The sequence below is a fragment of the Kineosporia babensis genome (genome assembly GCF_021129305.1).
GTDB classification, from domain to species: Bacteria; Actinomycetota; Actinomycetes; order Actinomycetales; family Kineosporiaceae; genus Kineosporia; species Kineosporia babensis.
Genome location: NZ_JAJOMB010000001.1, coordinates 421,380 through 437,641 on the forward strand (window position 1 = coordinate 421,380; position 16,262 = coordinate 437,641).

12 protein-coding genes are annotated in these 16,262 nt (G+C 69.1%); 11 read left to right on the plus strand and 1 reads right to left on the minus strand.

What is annotated here, in order from left to right; translation table 11 throughout:
- The first annotated feature begins 24 nt into the window (after positions 1-24).
- The 5 genes from LR394_RS01935 (at position 25) to LR394_RS01955 (ending at position 5,550) form a co-directional block, all read left to right on the plus strand.
- The gene (locus LR394_RS01935; protein WP_231438562.1) at positions 25-675 is read left to right on the plus strand and encodes a hypothetical protein; all 651 of its coding nucleotides are present in this window, start codon (positions 25-27) and stop codon (positions 673-675) included.
- Positions 676-794: 119 nt separating this feature from the next.
- Positions 795-1,469 (plus strand): hypothetical protein, encoded by a 675-nt coding sequence (locus LR394_RS01940; RefSeq protein WP_231438563.1) that lies wholly within the window; start codon positions 795-797, stop codon positions 1,467-1,469.
- 115 nt (positions 1,470-1,584) lie between these two features.
- Positions 1,585-2,304 (plus strand): hypothetical protein, encoded by a 720-nt coding sequence (locus LR394_RS01945; protein WP_231438564.1) that lies wholly within the window; start codon positions 1,585-1,587, stop codon positions 2,302-2,304.
- A gap of 93 nt (positions 2,305-2,397) precedes the next feature.
- Positions 2,398-4,596, plus strand: coding sequence for a glycogen debranching N-terminal domain-containing protein (locus LR394_RS01950; protein ID WP_231438565.1), 2,199 nt, complete (start codon positions 2,398-2,400; stop codon positions 4,594-4,596).
- Between the two features lie 102 nt (positions 4,597-4,698).
- Complete coding sequence (locus LR394_RS01955; protein WP_231438566.1) at positions 4,699-5,550, plus strand: endo alpha-1,4 polygalactosaminidase; 852 nt, start codon at positions 4,699-4,701, stop codon at positions 5,548-5,550.
- 36 nt (positions 5,551-5,586) lie between these two features.
- Here the strand turns inward: LR394_RS01955 and LR394_RS01960 are convergent, their stop codons facing one another.
- Complete coding sequence (locus LR394_RS01960; RefSeq protein WP_231438567.1) at positions 5,587-6,111, minus strand: PASTA domain-containing protein; 525 nt, start codon at positions 6,109-6,111, stop codon at positions 5,587-5,589.
- Positions 6,112-6,287: 176 nt separating this feature from the next.
- Between LR394_RS01960 and LR394_RS01965 the strand changes: the two genes are divergently transcribed.
- The 6 genes from LR394_RS01965 (at position 6,288) to LR394_RS42635 (ending at position 16,208) form a co-directional block, all read left to right on the plus strand.
- A complete protein-coding gene (locus tag LR394_RS01965) occupies positions 6,288-7,466 on the plus strand; it encodes a hypothetical protein (RefSeq protein ID WP_231438568.1) in 1,179 nt (392 codons plus the stop codon).
- 105 nt (positions 7,467-7,571) lie between these two features.
- On the plus strand, positions 7,572-8,579 hold the full coding sequence (locus LR394_RS01970; RefSeq protein WP_231438569.1) for an NAD-dependent epimerase/dehydratase family protein: 1,008 nt from the start codon (positions 7,572-7,574) through the stop codon (positions 8,577-8,579).
- 168 nt (positions 8,580-8,747) lie between these two features.
- Positions 8,748-9,839, plus strand: coding sequence for an acyltransferase family protein (locus tag LR394_RS01975; RefSeq protein WP_231438570.1), 1,092 nt, complete (start codon positions 8,748-8,750; stop codon positions 9,837-9,839).
- Positions 9,840-9,945: 106 nt separating this feature from the next.
- Positions 9,946-12,504, plus strand: coding sequence for a carboxylate--amine ligase/circularly permuted type 2 ATP-grasp protein (locus LR394_RS01980; RefSeq protein ID WP_231438571.1), 2,559 nt, complete (start codon positions 9,946-9,948; stop codon positions 12,502-12,504).
- A gap of 78 nt (positions 12,505-12,582) precedes the next feature.
- The gene (locus LR394_RS01985; protein WP_231438572.1) at positions 12,583-14,355 is read left to right on the plus strand and encodes an N-acetylglutaminylglutamine amidotransferase; all 1,773 of its coding nucleotides are present in this window, start codon (positions 12,583-12,585) and stop codon (positions 14,353-14,355) included.
- On the plus strand, positions 14,352-16,208 hold the full coding sequence (locus LR394_RS42635; RefSeq protein WP_231438573.1) for a prolyl oligopeptidase family serine peptidase: 1,857 nt from the start codon (positions 14,352-14,354) through the stop codon (positions 16,206-16,208). Before LR394_RS01985 ends, LR394_RS42635 begins: the two co-directional genes overlap by 4 nt.
- Positions 16,209-16,262: the final 54 nt, after the last annotated feature.

Sequence of the window (16,262 nt, forward strand, 5' to 3'; positions counted from 1 at the left end):
TTTACACCCCTACCTTCAGCGATCATGAAGATCCTTCGCCGGGCCGCCGCCGGCCTGGTCGCCACCGCGGTGGTCACCTCACTGACCCTGCTGACCCCCGCAGCCGCCCAGGCGGCCGAGGTCAACTGCTCGCTCACCCCGAAGTCGATCACCGTCACCGAGAAGCCCAGGACCGTGAAGCTCGGCGTCAAGTCCGACTTCCCGTACTGGGCGGTGGACCTCAACGGGGACTACCGGTTCGACGCCGACGACGAGAACCCCAAGGTCAAGTTCGACGCGAGCAAGCTGCTGCCCTCGGACGCCGGCCGGCAGACCGCCACGGTCGCCGTGATGGACGACAACTTCGAGCCGCTGATCTGCGAGCCGACGTACACCCTGCTGCGCGACTCGGCGCTCACCGTCGCGGTCAAGCAGTCCGGCACCAAGCGCACCGTCTCCGGCACGCTCAAGCAGGTCACCTTCGGCCAGGGCGCGAAGTGGACCACCGTGAAGGGCCAGAAGGTCGCCGTCCAGTACAAGGCCAAGAGCGGCAAGTGGGTCACCACCGCCACCGTGAAGACCGCCACCGGCGGCAAGTTCAAGGTCACCAAGAAGCTCAGCAAGCGCTCCTGGCGAGTGGTCTACGCCGGTAACGCCACGATCGGTGCCCGCACCTCCAAGACCGTCACGCGCTGAGGTTGTAGTCGGGTACGGGACTGCCCCGTACCCGACCGCGAAACCGCGGGCCGACGTCCCCTGTTCGGTTGATGCCGCAAACCCCCGCACGAGCCGGGTACGACGCCTACGCTCGAAGGATGATCTCGCTGCGCAAGTCCGCGGCCGGCATCGTGGCCGCCACCGTTCTTGTCCCGCTCACCCTGATCGGGTCGGCGAATCCCGCGTCCGCCCAGAGCACCACCTGTGATCTGCGCCCGCGCGGAACCATCATCGGCGCCAAGTCGAAAACCGTCGATTTCAACGTGCCTTCGGCCTCGGCCTGGACCTACGAGCTGCCCCGGATCGGGCTGTACGTCTACGACACCGAGGCGGACGGCGACGGCAGCTCGGTCAGGATCGGCCCGGAGATGTTCAAGAACTCCGACGCCGGAGTCCAGCAGGGCGAGGTGCAGCGCACCCGGCGCAGCGACGGCGTCCAGGACACCTGTACCGCATCCTGGCGGATCCGGCGGGCCACCCGACTGCAGGACGTGAAGGTCGAGAAGATCAAGTACGGGCGCAAACTCAGCGGCCGGGTGGAGCGCGTGGTCTGGGGCAAGAAGCCGGATTCGCGCTGGACCACCTACTCCAAGGGCTCGGTCAGCGTCCGCTTCCTGAACGCCCGGGGCAAGTGGCAGGACGCCGGCGCGGCCGAGGTGACCAAGGGCGGAAAGTTCAAGTTCACCAAGCAGATCGGCGAGCGCAAGTGGCGGCTGTACTTCCAGAGCGACGAGCTGTCCGGCGTCTCACCGGAGATCGAGATCACCGGCTGAAAACCCAATGGGGGACGGTGTGGGCGCCACCCGCACCGTCCTTTCAGATGGCCAGTTGGTGACTTTTACGGCAAAACACCCACGCTCGGTGTGAAAAGTGCGTAACTTGCCAGCCATGACTTCCCTCCGACGGGCGGCCGCCTCCGTGGTCACCGCCGTCACCCTCGCGTCACTGGCTCTGCTGGCCCCGGCGGCCACCGCTTCTGCTGCTGTAGCTGCTCCCTCTGCCCCTGCGGCTCCGGGCATCCCCTCGTCCGAGTGCCCGCTCACCCCGAAGCTTTTCACGATCTACGAGAAGCCGACCGACGTGAAGTTCGACGTTCAGTCCGCCTACCCGTACTGGTCAATGCGTTTCACCTCCACCGATCTGGGCACCGCCGGCCCCTACTCGCTGCCCGACGGCCAGGACCGGGTGCACCGGTTCAGCTCGGCCAAGCTGCTGAACAGCACCGCCGGCCTGGTGCCGGCCAAGGTCGACCTGATCACCGCCGAGGGCGAGGTGGTGGGCACCTGCAACACCTCGTTCCGGATGCGGCGCGGCACCTCGGTGTCGGCCTCGGTGAAGAAGCTCAAGAGCGGACGCCAGGTGTCCGGCACGCTGAAGCGGGTCGACTTCGGCAAGCCGGCCGCGCGCGCCTGGATCGGCTTCAAGGGCCAGGAGGTGGAGATCCAGATGAAGAAGAAGGGCGAGTGGGTCGGCGTCGCCTGGACCAAGACCCAGGCCGGGGGCAAGTTCAGGACCACGCTGAAGACCACCAAGAAGAGCCAGTGGCGGGTCGAGTTCGGCGGCACCGGCACCACCGGTTCGCGGGTGTCCAAGACCATCACCAAGTGAGGGATTGACCCGCCGCCCAGCGGTCTGCTCGGCTGGTAGCACCGGGGTTCTGCCACCCGGGCGCTACCAGCCGTTCCTTTTGCGGGGAGTCCGATGTCCGGCACTGCTGCTGTCCAGCCCTGGCTGCACGATCTGGTCACCACGCTGTGCGCGCCCACTACCGCACTGTGTGAGCCCTCCGGGCAGATCCGCGGGCTGGGCGCTCAGGGCGTGTCGCACTGCGACATCCGGGTGCTCTCGCGGGCGCTGCTGCGGGTGGACGGGGAAGAACCCACGTTGGTTGGCGGCGGCGCGGTTTCGGCCGGTGTGGCGCGGTTCGTCTCCGTATCAAGAGCAACGGACGATGCGGCGCGGATCGCTCGCACGCGGACTGTGCGAGCCGGCTGGGTAGAGGAAGAGATCACGCTGAGTTCGGTGGCCGAGAAGCCGATCTCGCTTCTGGTCACGCTCGAGCTGGCCACGGACCTGGCCCGGGTCGAGGCTTTTCGCAGCGGCCGCCCGACCCAGGACATCAAGCCCGCTCCCGCCGGCTCACCCGACTCGGCCGCCCGCGTCGAATGGGACGGCCCGGGCGTCCAGGTCACGGTCTCGGCCAACGGCGCCCGGCGAGAATACCCCCGCCCAGACGATTCTCGGCCCACAACTGCCTTTCCCCCGTCCGACTCCACCCCACCGAGTGCCTTCCCCTCAAGCGCTTCCCCACCCACCCCCTCACCGGACACGGCTCCCACACCTACTGCATCCCCACTTGGCTCTCCCCCGACCGCCACCAATCAGTCCCAAAGCATCTTCCTAAGCTGGGAAGTGGAGCTCCCGCCCCACGGCACAACGTCCTTGACCTGGAACCTCTCCGCCCACGTCGACGCAACCGCAGTAACCGCGCTGCACACAAACGTCTCCAGTTCGGCTCTTGACCACACGCCCACCGCAACCGCCGGCGACCCCCGCATCCCCGCGCTCCTACGCGCCTCCTGGTCAGATCTGCGCGCGCTGCGCATGACACCCTCCGACGACCCGAGCGCAGTGTTCCTGGCCGCCGGATCCCCCTGGTACTTCACCCTCTTCGGCCGGGACAGCATCTGGGCCGCCCGCTTTCTTCTCCCCTTCGGCACCGCCCTGGCCGAGGGCACCCTGCGAGCACTGGCCACCCGGCAGGGCACCAAGACAGACATCGACACGGCCGAGGAACCTGGCAAGATTCCGCACGAGATTCGTTCAACCGCAACCGAACACGGAAGCGGCGAATCGGCCATGTCGCTGCCTCCACTGTACTACGGCACGGTGGATGCGACGCCGCTGTGGATCTGCCTGCTGCACGATTCCTGGCGCTGGGGAATGCCAGAAACCGTTGTCGTGGAGCTTCTTCCGGCGCTGGAGGCAGCGCTCGGGTGGATGCATGACCAGGGCGAGGGGTTCCTGAAGTACCAGGACGAGTCCGGGCACGGTCTGGCCAATCAGTGCTGGAAGGACTCGCCCGACTCGGTGCGTTTCTTCGACGGGACGATCGCCGAGGGTCCGGTGGCCCTGTGTGAGGTGCAGGGTTATGCCTACGAGGCGGCCGTGCGGGGTGCTGGTCTGCTGGATCATTTCGGGCGGCCGGGGGCGGCGTTCTGGCGGGACTGGGCCGATCGTCTGGCCGAGCGGTTCCGGGCCGAATTCTGGGTCACCCGGGCCGACGGTCTGCACCTGCCGGCGCTCGCGCTGGACGGCTCCGGGCGACCGGTCGACTCGTTGACCAGCAACATCGGCCATCTGCTGGGCACCGGACTGCTTTCCGCCGAGGAGTCCGAGCACGTGGCGGCGCTGCTGGCCACACCCGCCCTGTCCAGCGGTTACGGCCTGCGGACCATGGCCACCACCGAAGGCGGCTACGACCCGCTGAGCTACCACTGCGGCTCGGTCTGGGCCCACGACACCGCCATCGCCGTCCACGGCCTGGCCCGGTCCGGTCTCGGGTCCGCGGCCTTCGGCCTGATCGAGGGGCTGCTAGCGGCCGGGGCCGACTTCGGTTACCGCCTGCCCGAGCTCTACAGCGGCGATCCGGCCGGGTACACCGCTCAGCCGATCCCGTATCCCTCGGCCTGCCGTCCTCAGGCCTGGTCCGCCGCCGCGATCGGCCCGATCGTGCAGGCCCTGGCCGGGCTGTCGGCCGAGAACGGGACCCTGGAATGTCTGCCACCGGCCGGTTCACCGTTCGGCGCGCTGGAGGTGAGCGGGCTGCGGTTCGGCCCGGAAGAGCTGTCGGTGGTGGTGGAGAGCGGGGGCCGGGGTCGGCTGAGCCCGCCTCGTTAGCCCGGTCGGGCACCAGACCGGGCAATGGCTTCAAAGGATCTTGCCCCGGGCGAAGGGGGGACCGGGTTGTGTCCAGGTAGCGCCGGGTGAGGAGATCTGCTGGTGGTTCGTCGTCTTGCCGCGGCCGGGATCGGCCTGGCGCTGATCCTGACCACCCTGCTCGCCACCACCGGCCCGGCCCAGGCCGCCCCGCAAACCCGCGCAGCTACGTCCCCGATCAAGAACTTGCCGCTCAATGCCCCGGTGGACATGCAGCTCGGCGGGGCCTACGCGCCGCTGCGCACGGTCAAGGTGGTCGACCGGGACAGCTCCGAGCCGGCGGTCAAGGGTGTCTACTCGATCTGCTACATCAATGCCTTTCAGACCCAGGACTACCAGAAGGACTTCTGGACCAAGACCCGCGCCCGCCGCGCCCTGCTGCTGAAGGACTCCTCCGGCCGGCCGCGTGAAGACCCCAACTGGCCGGGCGAATTCATTCTGGACACCTCTACCAAGGCCAAGCGGGCAGCCATCGCGAAGATCGAGTACGCCTGGATCGACGCCTGCGCGGCCAAGGGTTTTCAGGCCGTCGACCCGGACAACCTGGACACCTGGACCCGGTTCCCGCAGCAGCTCAAGCGCGCCGACAACCTGGCCCTGGCCAAACTGCTGGCCCGCCGCGCCCACGCCAAGGGCCTGGCCATCGCCCAGAAGAACGCCGCCGAGCTGAGCCGCGCCACCCGGCTGGCGGTGGGCTTCGACTTCGCGGTGGTGGAGTCGTGCGAGGTGTACGACGAGTGCGGGCTCTACGACCGGGCCTACGGCAACCGCTGGTTCGAGATCGAGTACACCGACAACGGCCCGGACAACTTCGAGCAGGCCTGTGCCGCGCGGGGCGGCCGGATCTCGGTGGTGCTGCGTGACCCGACCATCGTCCCCCGGGGCACGGAGGGTTACTCCTACTCCGAGTGTTAGGGAACTCGCTGCCGTGGCTAATTCCCGAAACCTGGCCTAAGGGCAGTTCTCCTCGATCTTGACCGACTCCAGCCGGACCAGCTTGGTCTTCAGCACCTGCTTGCCCGCCTTCGGCGCCTGCGCGCAGACCTTCCAGTTGGTGTCCATCAGCTGGAAGCGGTTCTGGCTGGTGGCGTCCACCTGGTCGAGCAGGTAACTGCCCCGGTCCTGCAGCTCGTCCTGCGCGTCCTGCAGGTTCTGGCCGATCAGGTCGGGCATGGTGAAGTGCGGTTCGGTGACGCCGCGCCGGATGTCGTCGGCGACCTCCTTCACCTTGTCGGCCGCCTCGCGCGCCTCCTCCCGGCGTTCCTCGTCGGCCGTGCGAGGGTCGTTCTCGCGGTCCTCGGCGCGATCCTGCTCGATCTCCTCGCGGCTCTGGGTGGAGGCCGGGGCGGCCTCGGCCGGTGGGTTCTCCTCGGCGCCGATCGAGCCCACCTGGGCCCCGCCACCTCCGCACCCGGCCAGCAGCAGACCCAGTGCCCCGACCCCGACCACCGCGAGCATGCTCCGGACGACCTTCATGCTGCGTCCCCCTTCCCACTCCTTCGCTGAACGTATCCGAGGCGCCGTGCTGGATCCGGCGAATCGGTCACCTGTCCCACCTCCACGGTAACCCCGACGGCGGCTCAAGCTTTTGGAGCAGCGCGCCGACATGTCGAGCACCGGTGGTAGCCGAAGCGGCCGCAAAGGAGCACCCGATGTCCCCGATGCCTCACCTCGCGCGCAAGACCAGTAAGGACGCGCCCGGCGAAATGGAGCGGGCGGCCGACGAATTCGCCGATCAGCTGACCACCGAACGCTTGCACGCCGAGATGGTGCGCCGGCTCGAGACACTCTGCCCGGCCGGTGAGCCCGAGGGATTCGGGGCGGTGCACGTGGTGGACTCGACCAGTGGGCTGCCCGATGAGGCCGAAGTGCAACTGGCGGTCCTGCATCCCCGGCACCTGCACGATCCGGCCCAGACCCACGGCCCGGCGGCTCCCTCGGCCGCCGTCCAGCACGTGTTGCAGCTGGTCACCACCCACGGCCGCCAGCCGCGAACCCATCGCAACGCGGTGATCGCGCTGGCCGCCGACGCGCAGCACTACCCCACACTGGAATCCTGCGTTCGGGACTATCTGGCCTGGTCACACGTGAGCGCCATGGCTCATGCGCTGGGGTTGCCGGCCGACGCGGCGCAGGAGGCCCAGGCCCTGAAGACGGCGGCCGACAGCAGCGTGGACGCGCAACTGCTGGAGACGTATTCCTGGCTGCTGGTGCCGGTGCAGAAGGACGAGGAGACCGAGCTCGGCATCCGTGTACTCACCGCCGAGGGCGAGGGCAGCGATCTGGCCGGGCGGGCCGCGCTGACCCTCCGCTCCGAGAGCGAACTGGTCACCGCGCGCGACGACCATGCGATTCGCGGCGATCTGGACGGCCCGCTGACCACCACCTGGCGGGCCGGGCACATCAGCCTGGGCGAGCTCTGGGAGCTGTACACCTCACTGCCCTACCTGCCCCGGCTGCGCGATCGTTCGGTGCTGGAGGCCGGTCTGGTCTCTGCCATTGCCGACGAGCTGGACTGGCAGTACCAGGGTTTCGCGCTGGCCGACGGCTACGACCAGCGCAAGGCGTCATACCTGGGGCTGCGGCTGCCGGGCGATGACAAGCCGCCGGAGGCGATGGTGGACAGCACGCTGGTGGTGCGCCCGGACAAGGCGGTCGAGCAGCGGCACAGCGACCTCGCGCGGGAGAACCTGAACAAGCTGAAGACCATCGACCACCTGGACCACGAGGACCCGATCCCGCCGCTGCCGCGGGTGCCTCAGGGGGAGCAGTGGACGCCCGAGGCAGCATTGCTGAATGGTGACCGCGAGCGCACGAACACCCGAAATTGAGGACGGGGTGCGCGCCTTGCGCTGTCGGGCGCGGCCCCCGGTTTGGTCTTCTCCTTACTGCAGAAGTTCTAGCCAGCACGACAAGCCACGCACCAGGGTTGGCCCATGAGAATTCTCGTGCTGGGTGGGACCGAATTCGTGGGCCATGCACTGGTCGAGACGGCGCTGGCCCAGGGCCATGACGTAACTACACTGAACCGGGGCAACCACGCCAAGGCCGCCAAAGTAACTTCCTTGCAAGGCGATCGGACCAAACCCGAAGGACTGCGAGCACTCGAGGGCCAGAACTGGGACGTCGTGCTGGACACCTGGAGTTGGGATTCGTACGTCGTCACCGACAGCGTCAAGGCCCTGCGCGAATCAGCGCGCAGCTACGTCTTCATCTCCACCCGCTCGGTTTATCAGTTCCCGACCGCAGAAGGCGCCGACGAGGGCGCGCCCCTGGTCGAAGGTGACCCGGAGGCCGGGCGGGACGGCGCCGAGGTGCCCTACGGCGAGGCCAAGCGCGGCTCGGAAATTGCCGTCGAGCAAGGCTTTCCCGAGAGCTACCTGCACGTGCGAGCCGGTCTGATCCTGGGCCCGCGCGAGAACATCGGCCGGCTGCCCTGGTGGCTGAACCGGATCAAGCGCGGCGGCGACGTACTGGCCCCCGGCCCGCAAGACCTGCCGCTGCAGTACGTGGATGCGCGCGACCTGGCCGCCTGGACGATCAGCGCGGTGGAACGAGGGCTGAGCGGGCCGTACGACATGGTCAGCCGGTCGGGGCACACCACCATGGGCGAGTTCCTGAGCACCTGCGTCGAGGTCACCGGCTCCGCCGACGCCCGACTGCGCTGGTCGGACCCGCAGGCCGTGGTCGAGGCCGGCTTCGCCCCCTGGAGCGAACTGCCGGTCTGGATCCCGCCGGGACCCGATCACGCCGGACTGCACCTGAGCGACACCTCGAAGGTTCTGGCCGCCGGCCTGCAGTGCCGTCCGGTGCAGGAGACGATCGCCGACACCTGGGCCTGGCTGCAGTCGATCGGTGGAGAGGTTCAACTGCGCCCGGACCGGCCCCGCCCCGGAATCGGCCCGGACCGCGAGGCCGCATTCCTGAAACCTAACGCCGAGTAAGACTTGAACCGACCCCCGAACAAACCCGCACAAGCCCCCGAATACGCCCTTCGACCAGCTCCAGAAGGCTGAAACCGCGCGTCTTTCAGCAGCATCTCAGCAACCACGCCATACCCTCACTGAACGTCAGAGTTCCCGACCACCTGACCTCGAGGGGAACGATCCGGCATGGCCGCTGAGACGGAAACCCGCGCCCAGACCCGGGCGGCCCAGCCGGCCGAGCGGCGCTTCGGCTACCGACCCGAACTGGACGGCCTGCGGGCCCTGGCGGTGCTGGCGGTGTTCGTCTCGCACGTCGGCTGGGGCCCGCTGGCCGGTGGCTGGATCGGCGTCGGCATCTTCTTCGTGCTCTCCGGCTACCTGATCACCTCGATCCTGATGAGCGAGTGGGACCGCTCCGAGGGCATCGCGCTGCGCAGGTTCTACCTACGCCGGCTGCTGCGCCTGTACCCGGCGCTGCTGGTCATGCTGGCCTTCTGCGCGCTGTTCGCCCCGGTCTTCGGCGACGGCGGCACGGCCGGTGGGTACGTGTTCAGCGCGCTGGCCACCGGGCTGTACTTCCAGGACTTCGTCGCGGGCATCACCGGTTCCGCGCACGGCGGTTTCCTGCACACCTGGAGCCTGGCCGTGGAGGAGCAGTTCTACCTGCTCTGGCCGCCGGTGCTGATCTTCGCCCGGCGGCGGCGCTGGTCGGTGCTGAACGTGGCCCTGGCCGGGGTGCTGATCTCCTGGGCGCTGCTGATCTTCACCACCGAGGCCCGGCCCGGCACCGTCCCGATGAGCTACGCGATGCCCTACTCCCGCGCGGGTGAGCTGCTGCTCGGCTGTGCGCTGGCGGTCGCGCTGCGCTCGGACCCCGGTTTCCTGAAGACGCTGTTCGCGCGGGTCGCGCTGGCTCCCGCCTGCCTGCTCGGCCTGGGCCTGCTCCTGCTGACCGGCGGCTACGCCGGGCTGAGCAGCTGGATGCCGATGCAGATCATCGCCACCGCCCTGCTCGCAGCCGGCCTGATCACCGGCCTGACCGCCGACGCCGGGCAGCTCACCGGGCGCCTGCTGCGGCTGAGCCCGCTGGTCGGCCTGGGCGTGGTCTCCTACGGCTTCTACCTGTTCCACCTGCCGCTGCTCGACCTCAGCGTGAAGTACCTGCCCGGGCCGTGGGCCGGCCAGGTGCTCTTCGCCCTGGTGATGACCATGGCCGCGGCCGTCTGCTCCTACCGCTGGCTCGAGAAGCCCTTGCTTCGCCTGAAGGACCGGATCTGAGCCGAACCCCGAAATCGACTCGAAATGTGCAGGTCACGCTCCTGGCCTACGGTTGAAATGGTGGCGATCAGCCGCTTTTCCCCAGGGTGCGAGGTAGCGACCAGTCGTGAGCGGTTCCGGAGAACTGACCAGTCTCGGTGTGGAAGAAGAGTTTCACGTCGTCGATCTGCTTTCCCGGGAGCTGGTGGCGCAGGCCCCGAAGCTGCTGGAGCACCTGCCCACCGACACCTATTCCGACGAGCTGCAACGCAGCGTGGTGGAGAGCAACACCCCGGTCTGCGGCACGCTGGCCGACCTGCGCCAGGCCCTGGTGGACACCCGCCGGGCCCTGGTCGAGGTGGCCACCCCGATGGGCCTGGGCGTGGTGGCGGCCGGAACGGTGCCGCTGGTCGACCCGCTGCAGCTGTCGGTCACCTCGAACCAGCGCTACCAGCACATGCTCGACGAGTACCAGAGCCTGGTGCGCGAGCAGCTGATCTGCGGCGCCCAGGTGCACGTGCAGGTCTCCGACCGCGACCTGGCGGTGCAGATCGCGCAGCGGGTCACGCCCCGGCTGCCGGTGCTGCTGGCGCTGTCCACCTCGTCCCCGTTCTGGATGGGCGAGGACTCGGGCTACGCCAGCAACCGCTCGCTGCTGTGGTCGCGCTGGCCCACCGCCGGCCTGAGCGGTGAGCTGGGCTCGGCCGCCGAGCACGACCAGCTGATCGCCGACCTGGTCGCCTCGGGCACGATCAGCGACTCGGGGATGATCTACTTCGACGTCCGGCCCTCCTCGCACCTGCCCACCCTGGAACTGCGCCTCACCGACGCCTGCCCCGACCTGGACACGGTGGTGCTGGTGGCCGGGCTGTTCCGGGCCATGGTGCGCCAGGAGGCGGCCGCGATCGGCGCCGGCGAACCGGCCCGGCGCTGGCCCTCGCCGCTGCTGCGGGCCGCGCTCTGGCGGGCCGCCCGCTCCGGGCTGGAGGGCGATCTGCTCGATCTGCCGCATTCCACCCTGCCGGTGCCCGCCGCCGACGCCGTGCACCACCTCCTGCAAGACCTGCGGCCTCAGCTGGAGGAGACCGGAGACTGGACCACCGTCGGCGAACTGGCCGAACGCGCGCTCGTGCGAGGCAGTTCCGCGGCCGAGCAACGAGCCGTCTACGAGCGCCGCGAACGCTTCGCCGACGTGGTCGACATGCTCCTCAGCCGCACCGATCCGGACCGGAGCACCCCGGCCGTGCCGGGCGAGCCCGGGCATCCGGTCTCGCTGCCGCTGTACCGGCAGAGCGGGGACGAGGCGCTCGACACCACCGGCCCGACCAAGTCCTACGTCGAAATGTTCCGGGTGCTGGAGGATCTGGGCCCCGGCGGAATGCGGCTACGCGAGCGCCGGCGCGACGAGGAGCAGCGGTCCAACAGCGTCACGTTCGGGGTTCCGGGCCGGGCCAGCGCGCGCCTGTTCCCGGTGGACCTGCTGCCCCGCGTGGTCCAGGCCGACGAATGGGCCCAGCTCAGCCTGGGCCTGCGGCAGCGGGCGGCCGCCCTGGACGCGTTCCTGCACGACGTGTACGGCGAGCGCCAGATCGTGAAGGACGGTGTGGTGCCGGCCTGGGTGCTCGACTCGGCGCCGGGTCTGCGCGGCACCGGGGCGCTGGTGCACCGGCAGAAAGTACGCGCCCACATCAGCGGGATGGACCTGGTCAAGGACGCCACCAGCGGCCAGTGGCTGCTGCTGGAGGACAACCTGCGGGTGCCCTCCGGCCTGGGCTACTCGGTGCAGAACCGGCGGCTGAGCGATGCCGTGATGGGCGATCTGCCCCGGCCCGACGGCATGCTCGACCCGAACGAGGTACCGGCCCTGCTGCTGCAGACGCTGCAGTCGGCGGCCCTGCCCAGCGCTCCGGACGAGCCGCAGGTGGTGCTGCTGAGCGAGGGCCCGGAGGGCTCCGCCTGGTTCGAGCACCGGATGCTGGCCAACGAGATGGGCGTGCCGGTGGCCCAGATCGGCGATCTGCTGGTCGAGAGCGACACCGTGTACCTGCTGCGCGAGGGCGGCCGGACCCGGGTGGACGTGCTCTACCTGCGGGTGGACGAGGAGGACCTGCTGCACGGGGCCGGGGCCGACGGCCGGCCGCTGGGCCCGTCGCTGCTCTCGGCGGTCGGCGCGGCGCGCGTGGCGCTGTGCAACACCCCGGGCAACGGGGTCGGCGACGACAAGGCCGTGTACGCCTTCGTGCCGCAGATGGTGGAGTTCTACCTGGGTGAGAAGGCGCTGCTGAAGAGTGTTCCCACCTATCTGTGCGGGCTGCCCGAGCAGGCCGAGCACGTCCTCGGCCGGCTGGAGGAGCTGGTGCTCAAGCCGGTGGACGGTTACGGCGGCGAGGGTGTGCTGATCGGGCCGCTGGCCAGCGAGCAGGAGATCGCGGCGCACCGCAAGCAGCTGATCGCCACCCCGCACCGCTGGATCGCCCAGGACATGGTGCCGCTGTCGACCATGCCCTGCTTCACCGACGACCGGCTCACTGCCCACCATGTGGACCTGCGGGCCTTCGTGCTGAACCCGGGCACGCCCGAGCTGCTGGTCGCGCCGACCGCCCTGACCAGGGTGGCGCCGACCGGGAGCATGGTGGTGAACAGCTCGCGCGGGGGCGGTTCCAAGGACACCTGGCTGCTGAAGTAACGCTCTCGGGTTGCGCGCCCCCGGTGCGGGCGTGTCAACTCGGTAGGGCGTTGCGGCGAGGTGTTGGAGGTCTGTGGCATGTGCGGCTTGGGTGGCGAGTTCCGGCTGGACGGCGGAAAACCGGATCTGGATGCGGTGGCCCGGATGTCACCGTGCCTGGAGCGTCGCGGGCCGGATGCCAAGGGCACCTGGTCGCACGGCCCGGCCGCGTTCCTGCACCACCGGCTGAAGATCATCGATCTCTCGGCGGCGGGTACCCAGCCGATGGTGGACGAGGAGCTGCGGCTGGCCCTGGTGTTCAACGGCTGCATCTACAACCATCACGAGCTGCGCCGCGAACTCGAGGGCTACGGCTACCGTTTCCGCTCCGTCTCCGACACCGAGGTGATCCTCAAGGCGTACCACCGCTGGGGTACCGCCTGTGTGGACCGGTTCCTGGGCATGTTCGCCTTCGTGCTGCACGAGCTCGACTCCGGCCGGCTGGTGATGGCCCGGGACCGGCTGGGAATCAAGCCGCTCTACCTGAGCGAGACCCCGCAGCGCATCCGCTTCGCCTCCACCCTGCCCGCCCTCACCGCGGCCGGCGACGTGGACACCAGCATCGACAAGGTAGCCCTGCACCACTACCTGTCCTGGCACTCGGTGGTTCCGGCGCCGCGCACCATCCTGAACGGCGTCCGCAAACTGCCGCCCGCCACCGTAAGGGTGGTCGAACCGGACGGTTCCAGCACCGAAACCGTCTACTGGGATCCGCCGGCGAGTCGATCGTCCCTCATCGGTATCGGGGAATGGCGCGAACGCACCCTTGCCGCACTGGATCTGGCCGTGCAGCGCCGGATGGTCGCCGACGTGCCGGTGGGCGTACTGCTCTCCGGCGGGCTGGACTCCAGCCTGGTGGTGGCGCTGCTGGCCCGAGCCGGGCAGCAGGATCTGGCCACGTTCAGCATCGGGTTCGACGCCGTCGGCGGGGAGCGCGGCGACGAGTTCGAGTACTCCGACCTGGTGGCCAAGGAGTTCGGCACCGATCACCACAAGATCCCGATCCCGCCCGACCGGCTGGCCCGCGGGGTGGACGGCGCGGTGGCGGCGATGAGCGAGCCGATGGTCAGTCACGACTGCGTGGCGTTCTACCTTCTCTCCGAAGAGGTTTCCAAGAGCATCACCGTGGTGCAGTCCGGGCAGGGCGCCGACGAGGTGTTCGCCGGGTACGACTGGTACCCGCCGCTGCGCGACGTCCCCCGTTCTGATGCTGTTTCTGCTTATTCCAAGGTCTTTTTCGATCGTCCGGACGCCACCGTGGCGCAGTTGCTCAACCCGGACTGGCTGGTCGAGGGCGATCCGAGCACCGCCTTCGTGGAGCAGCACTTCGCCGCACCGGGCGCCGAGACCACGCTGGACGCCGCGTTGCGGATCGACAGCCGGATCATGCTGGTGGACGATCCGGTCAAGCGGGTCGACAACATGACGATGGCGTGGGGCCTGGAGGCACGGGTACCGTTCCTCGATCACGAACTCGTCGAACTGGCCGCGTTGTGCCCGCCGGAACTCAAGCTGGCGCACGGGGGCAAGGGTGTGTTGAAGGAGGCGGCGCGCGGAGTGGTTCCGGACGCGGTGATCGATCGGACGAAGGGCTACTTCCCGGTTCCCGGGGTGCGGCATCTGGAGGGCGGCATTCTGGACCGGGTGCGGGACGCCCTGCTGGCGCCGGCGGCCCGGGATCGCGGGCTGTTCCGGGACGAGGTGGTGCAGACGTTGCTGGCCGACCCGAACGCCTCGCGCACCACGATCGGTGCCAACGTGCTGTGGCAGCTCGGCCTGCTCGAACTGTGGCTCCAGCGGACGGGTCTGTGAACGACCAGGGCCCCGGTGCCGCTTTCGAGGAGCAGTCGGCCGAGGCCGTACCGGAAGACGTCTACGGCAGCTGGTCGCCCACCCCCGACCCGGACGGCACTCGCGTCGCCTTCATCTCCGACCGGGGCGGTGCTCCGGCGATCTGGATCAAGGGCTCGGAGCCGCAGCCGGTCAGCTCAGGGATCACGCTGGCCCGGGTCACCTCGATCAGCTGGTCGCCCGACGGGGAGTGGCTGGCTTGCCTGGTGGCCGGGTCGGGCAGTTCCCGGGACGAGGTGTGGGTAGCCCGGCCGGACGGCTCGGGTCTGCGGTTGGTCGCCGGGGGTCCTGGCTCGACGGCGTGGCTGGCTGCCGGTACCCACCACGGATGGACGCCCGACGGGCGTCTGATGCTCACCGAGACTGTGGGGGTGGTCGCCTCCGCGGTGTTGATCTCCCCGGCGGACGGCACCCGCCAGGTAATCATCTCCGGTGAACTGATCTCGCTTTTGGACGTAGCTGGTGGGCGAGCGCTGTTGCGTCGCGGCCCGCGCAGCTACCGCACGCTCTCGGTCTGCCTGCTGGACGGTTCGGACGAGCAGTCTGTGGATACGTCGGTCTCCGGGGAACGCGGCGGGTTCGTCGACCACGGTGCGCTCTCCCCCGACGGCAAGTTCGTCTACGCCCGATCCGAGGCCGACCACGATCGCGCTGCACTGGTACGGATCGCGCTTGACGGTGGGGTAGAGCTCCTGGCCCGCCGGGAAGAAGCTGAACTGCAGTACTTCACGCTGGCCGCAGACGGAGCTTCGGCGGTACTGCTGTGGAATGAGTACGGCGGCACCAATGCGGTAAGCCTGCTCAACCTGGAGTCGCTACGCGAGGACGAGATCGGCCCGCTCCCCCGCGACGTGGTGGACGACTGCCAGGTGTTCGCCGGGGGTAAGTCGCTGCTGCTCACGGCGGAGGACTGGTCCGACCCCAAGGGAGCTTGGACCATCGACCTCACCTCCGGCATGACGCTGCCTCTGACCAGCCGCGCCGACGGTGAACTGCGCGGCTCACGGGGGTCCAGCTACGCCACCGTAGACGCGGCCGACCTGACCCGGCCGGTCCTGCGGCGCTTTCCTGGACTGGACGGCCGGGAGATCAACGGCTGGCTGTACCGGCCGGACTCCCCCGCTCCCTGGCCGACCATGATCCATCTGCACGGCGGGCCGGAATCGCAGGAACGCCCGGTGTACAACTCGCTGTTCCAGTCGCTGGTCGCGGCCGGGATCGCGGTGTTCGCCCCGAACGTGCGCGGCTCCTCAGGTTTCGGCCGCGCCTACGAGACCGCCGACGACGTCGAGCTCCGGCTCGGGTCGATCCAGGATGTCTACGCGGCCACGGAACACCTTCTGGGAACGGGCATCTCGATCCCCGGCCGGATCGGTCTGATGGGGCGCTCGTACGGCGGTTACCTGACCCTGGCCGGGCTGACCACCTACCCGGAGAGGTTCGCGGTCGGCATCGATGTCTGCGGAATGGCCAGCCTGGAGACGTTCTACCAGCACACCGAGCCGTGGATCGCGGCCGCTGCGGTGTCCAAGTACGGTGATCCGGCCAAGGACGCCGAACTGCTGCGCGAGTTCTCCCCGATCCACCGCATCGACCGGCTGAGCGCACCGCTGCTGGTGGTGCACGGCGCCGACGACACGAACGTGCCGGTGGAGGAGGCCGAGCAGGTGGTGGCGGCGCTGGCCGAGCGCGGGGTGCCGCATCGCTACCTGCGGTTCGCCGGTGAGGGGCACGACCTGCTCGACACCGCGAACCGGGTCGAGTTCGTGCGCAGCGCGGTGGAGTGGGTCGAGCAGCATCTCGGCCACGTTTGAGGGCCTTCCGCCCTGGCGACACCCTCACCCGTTTGGGTTAGCCTCGTGAGTGAA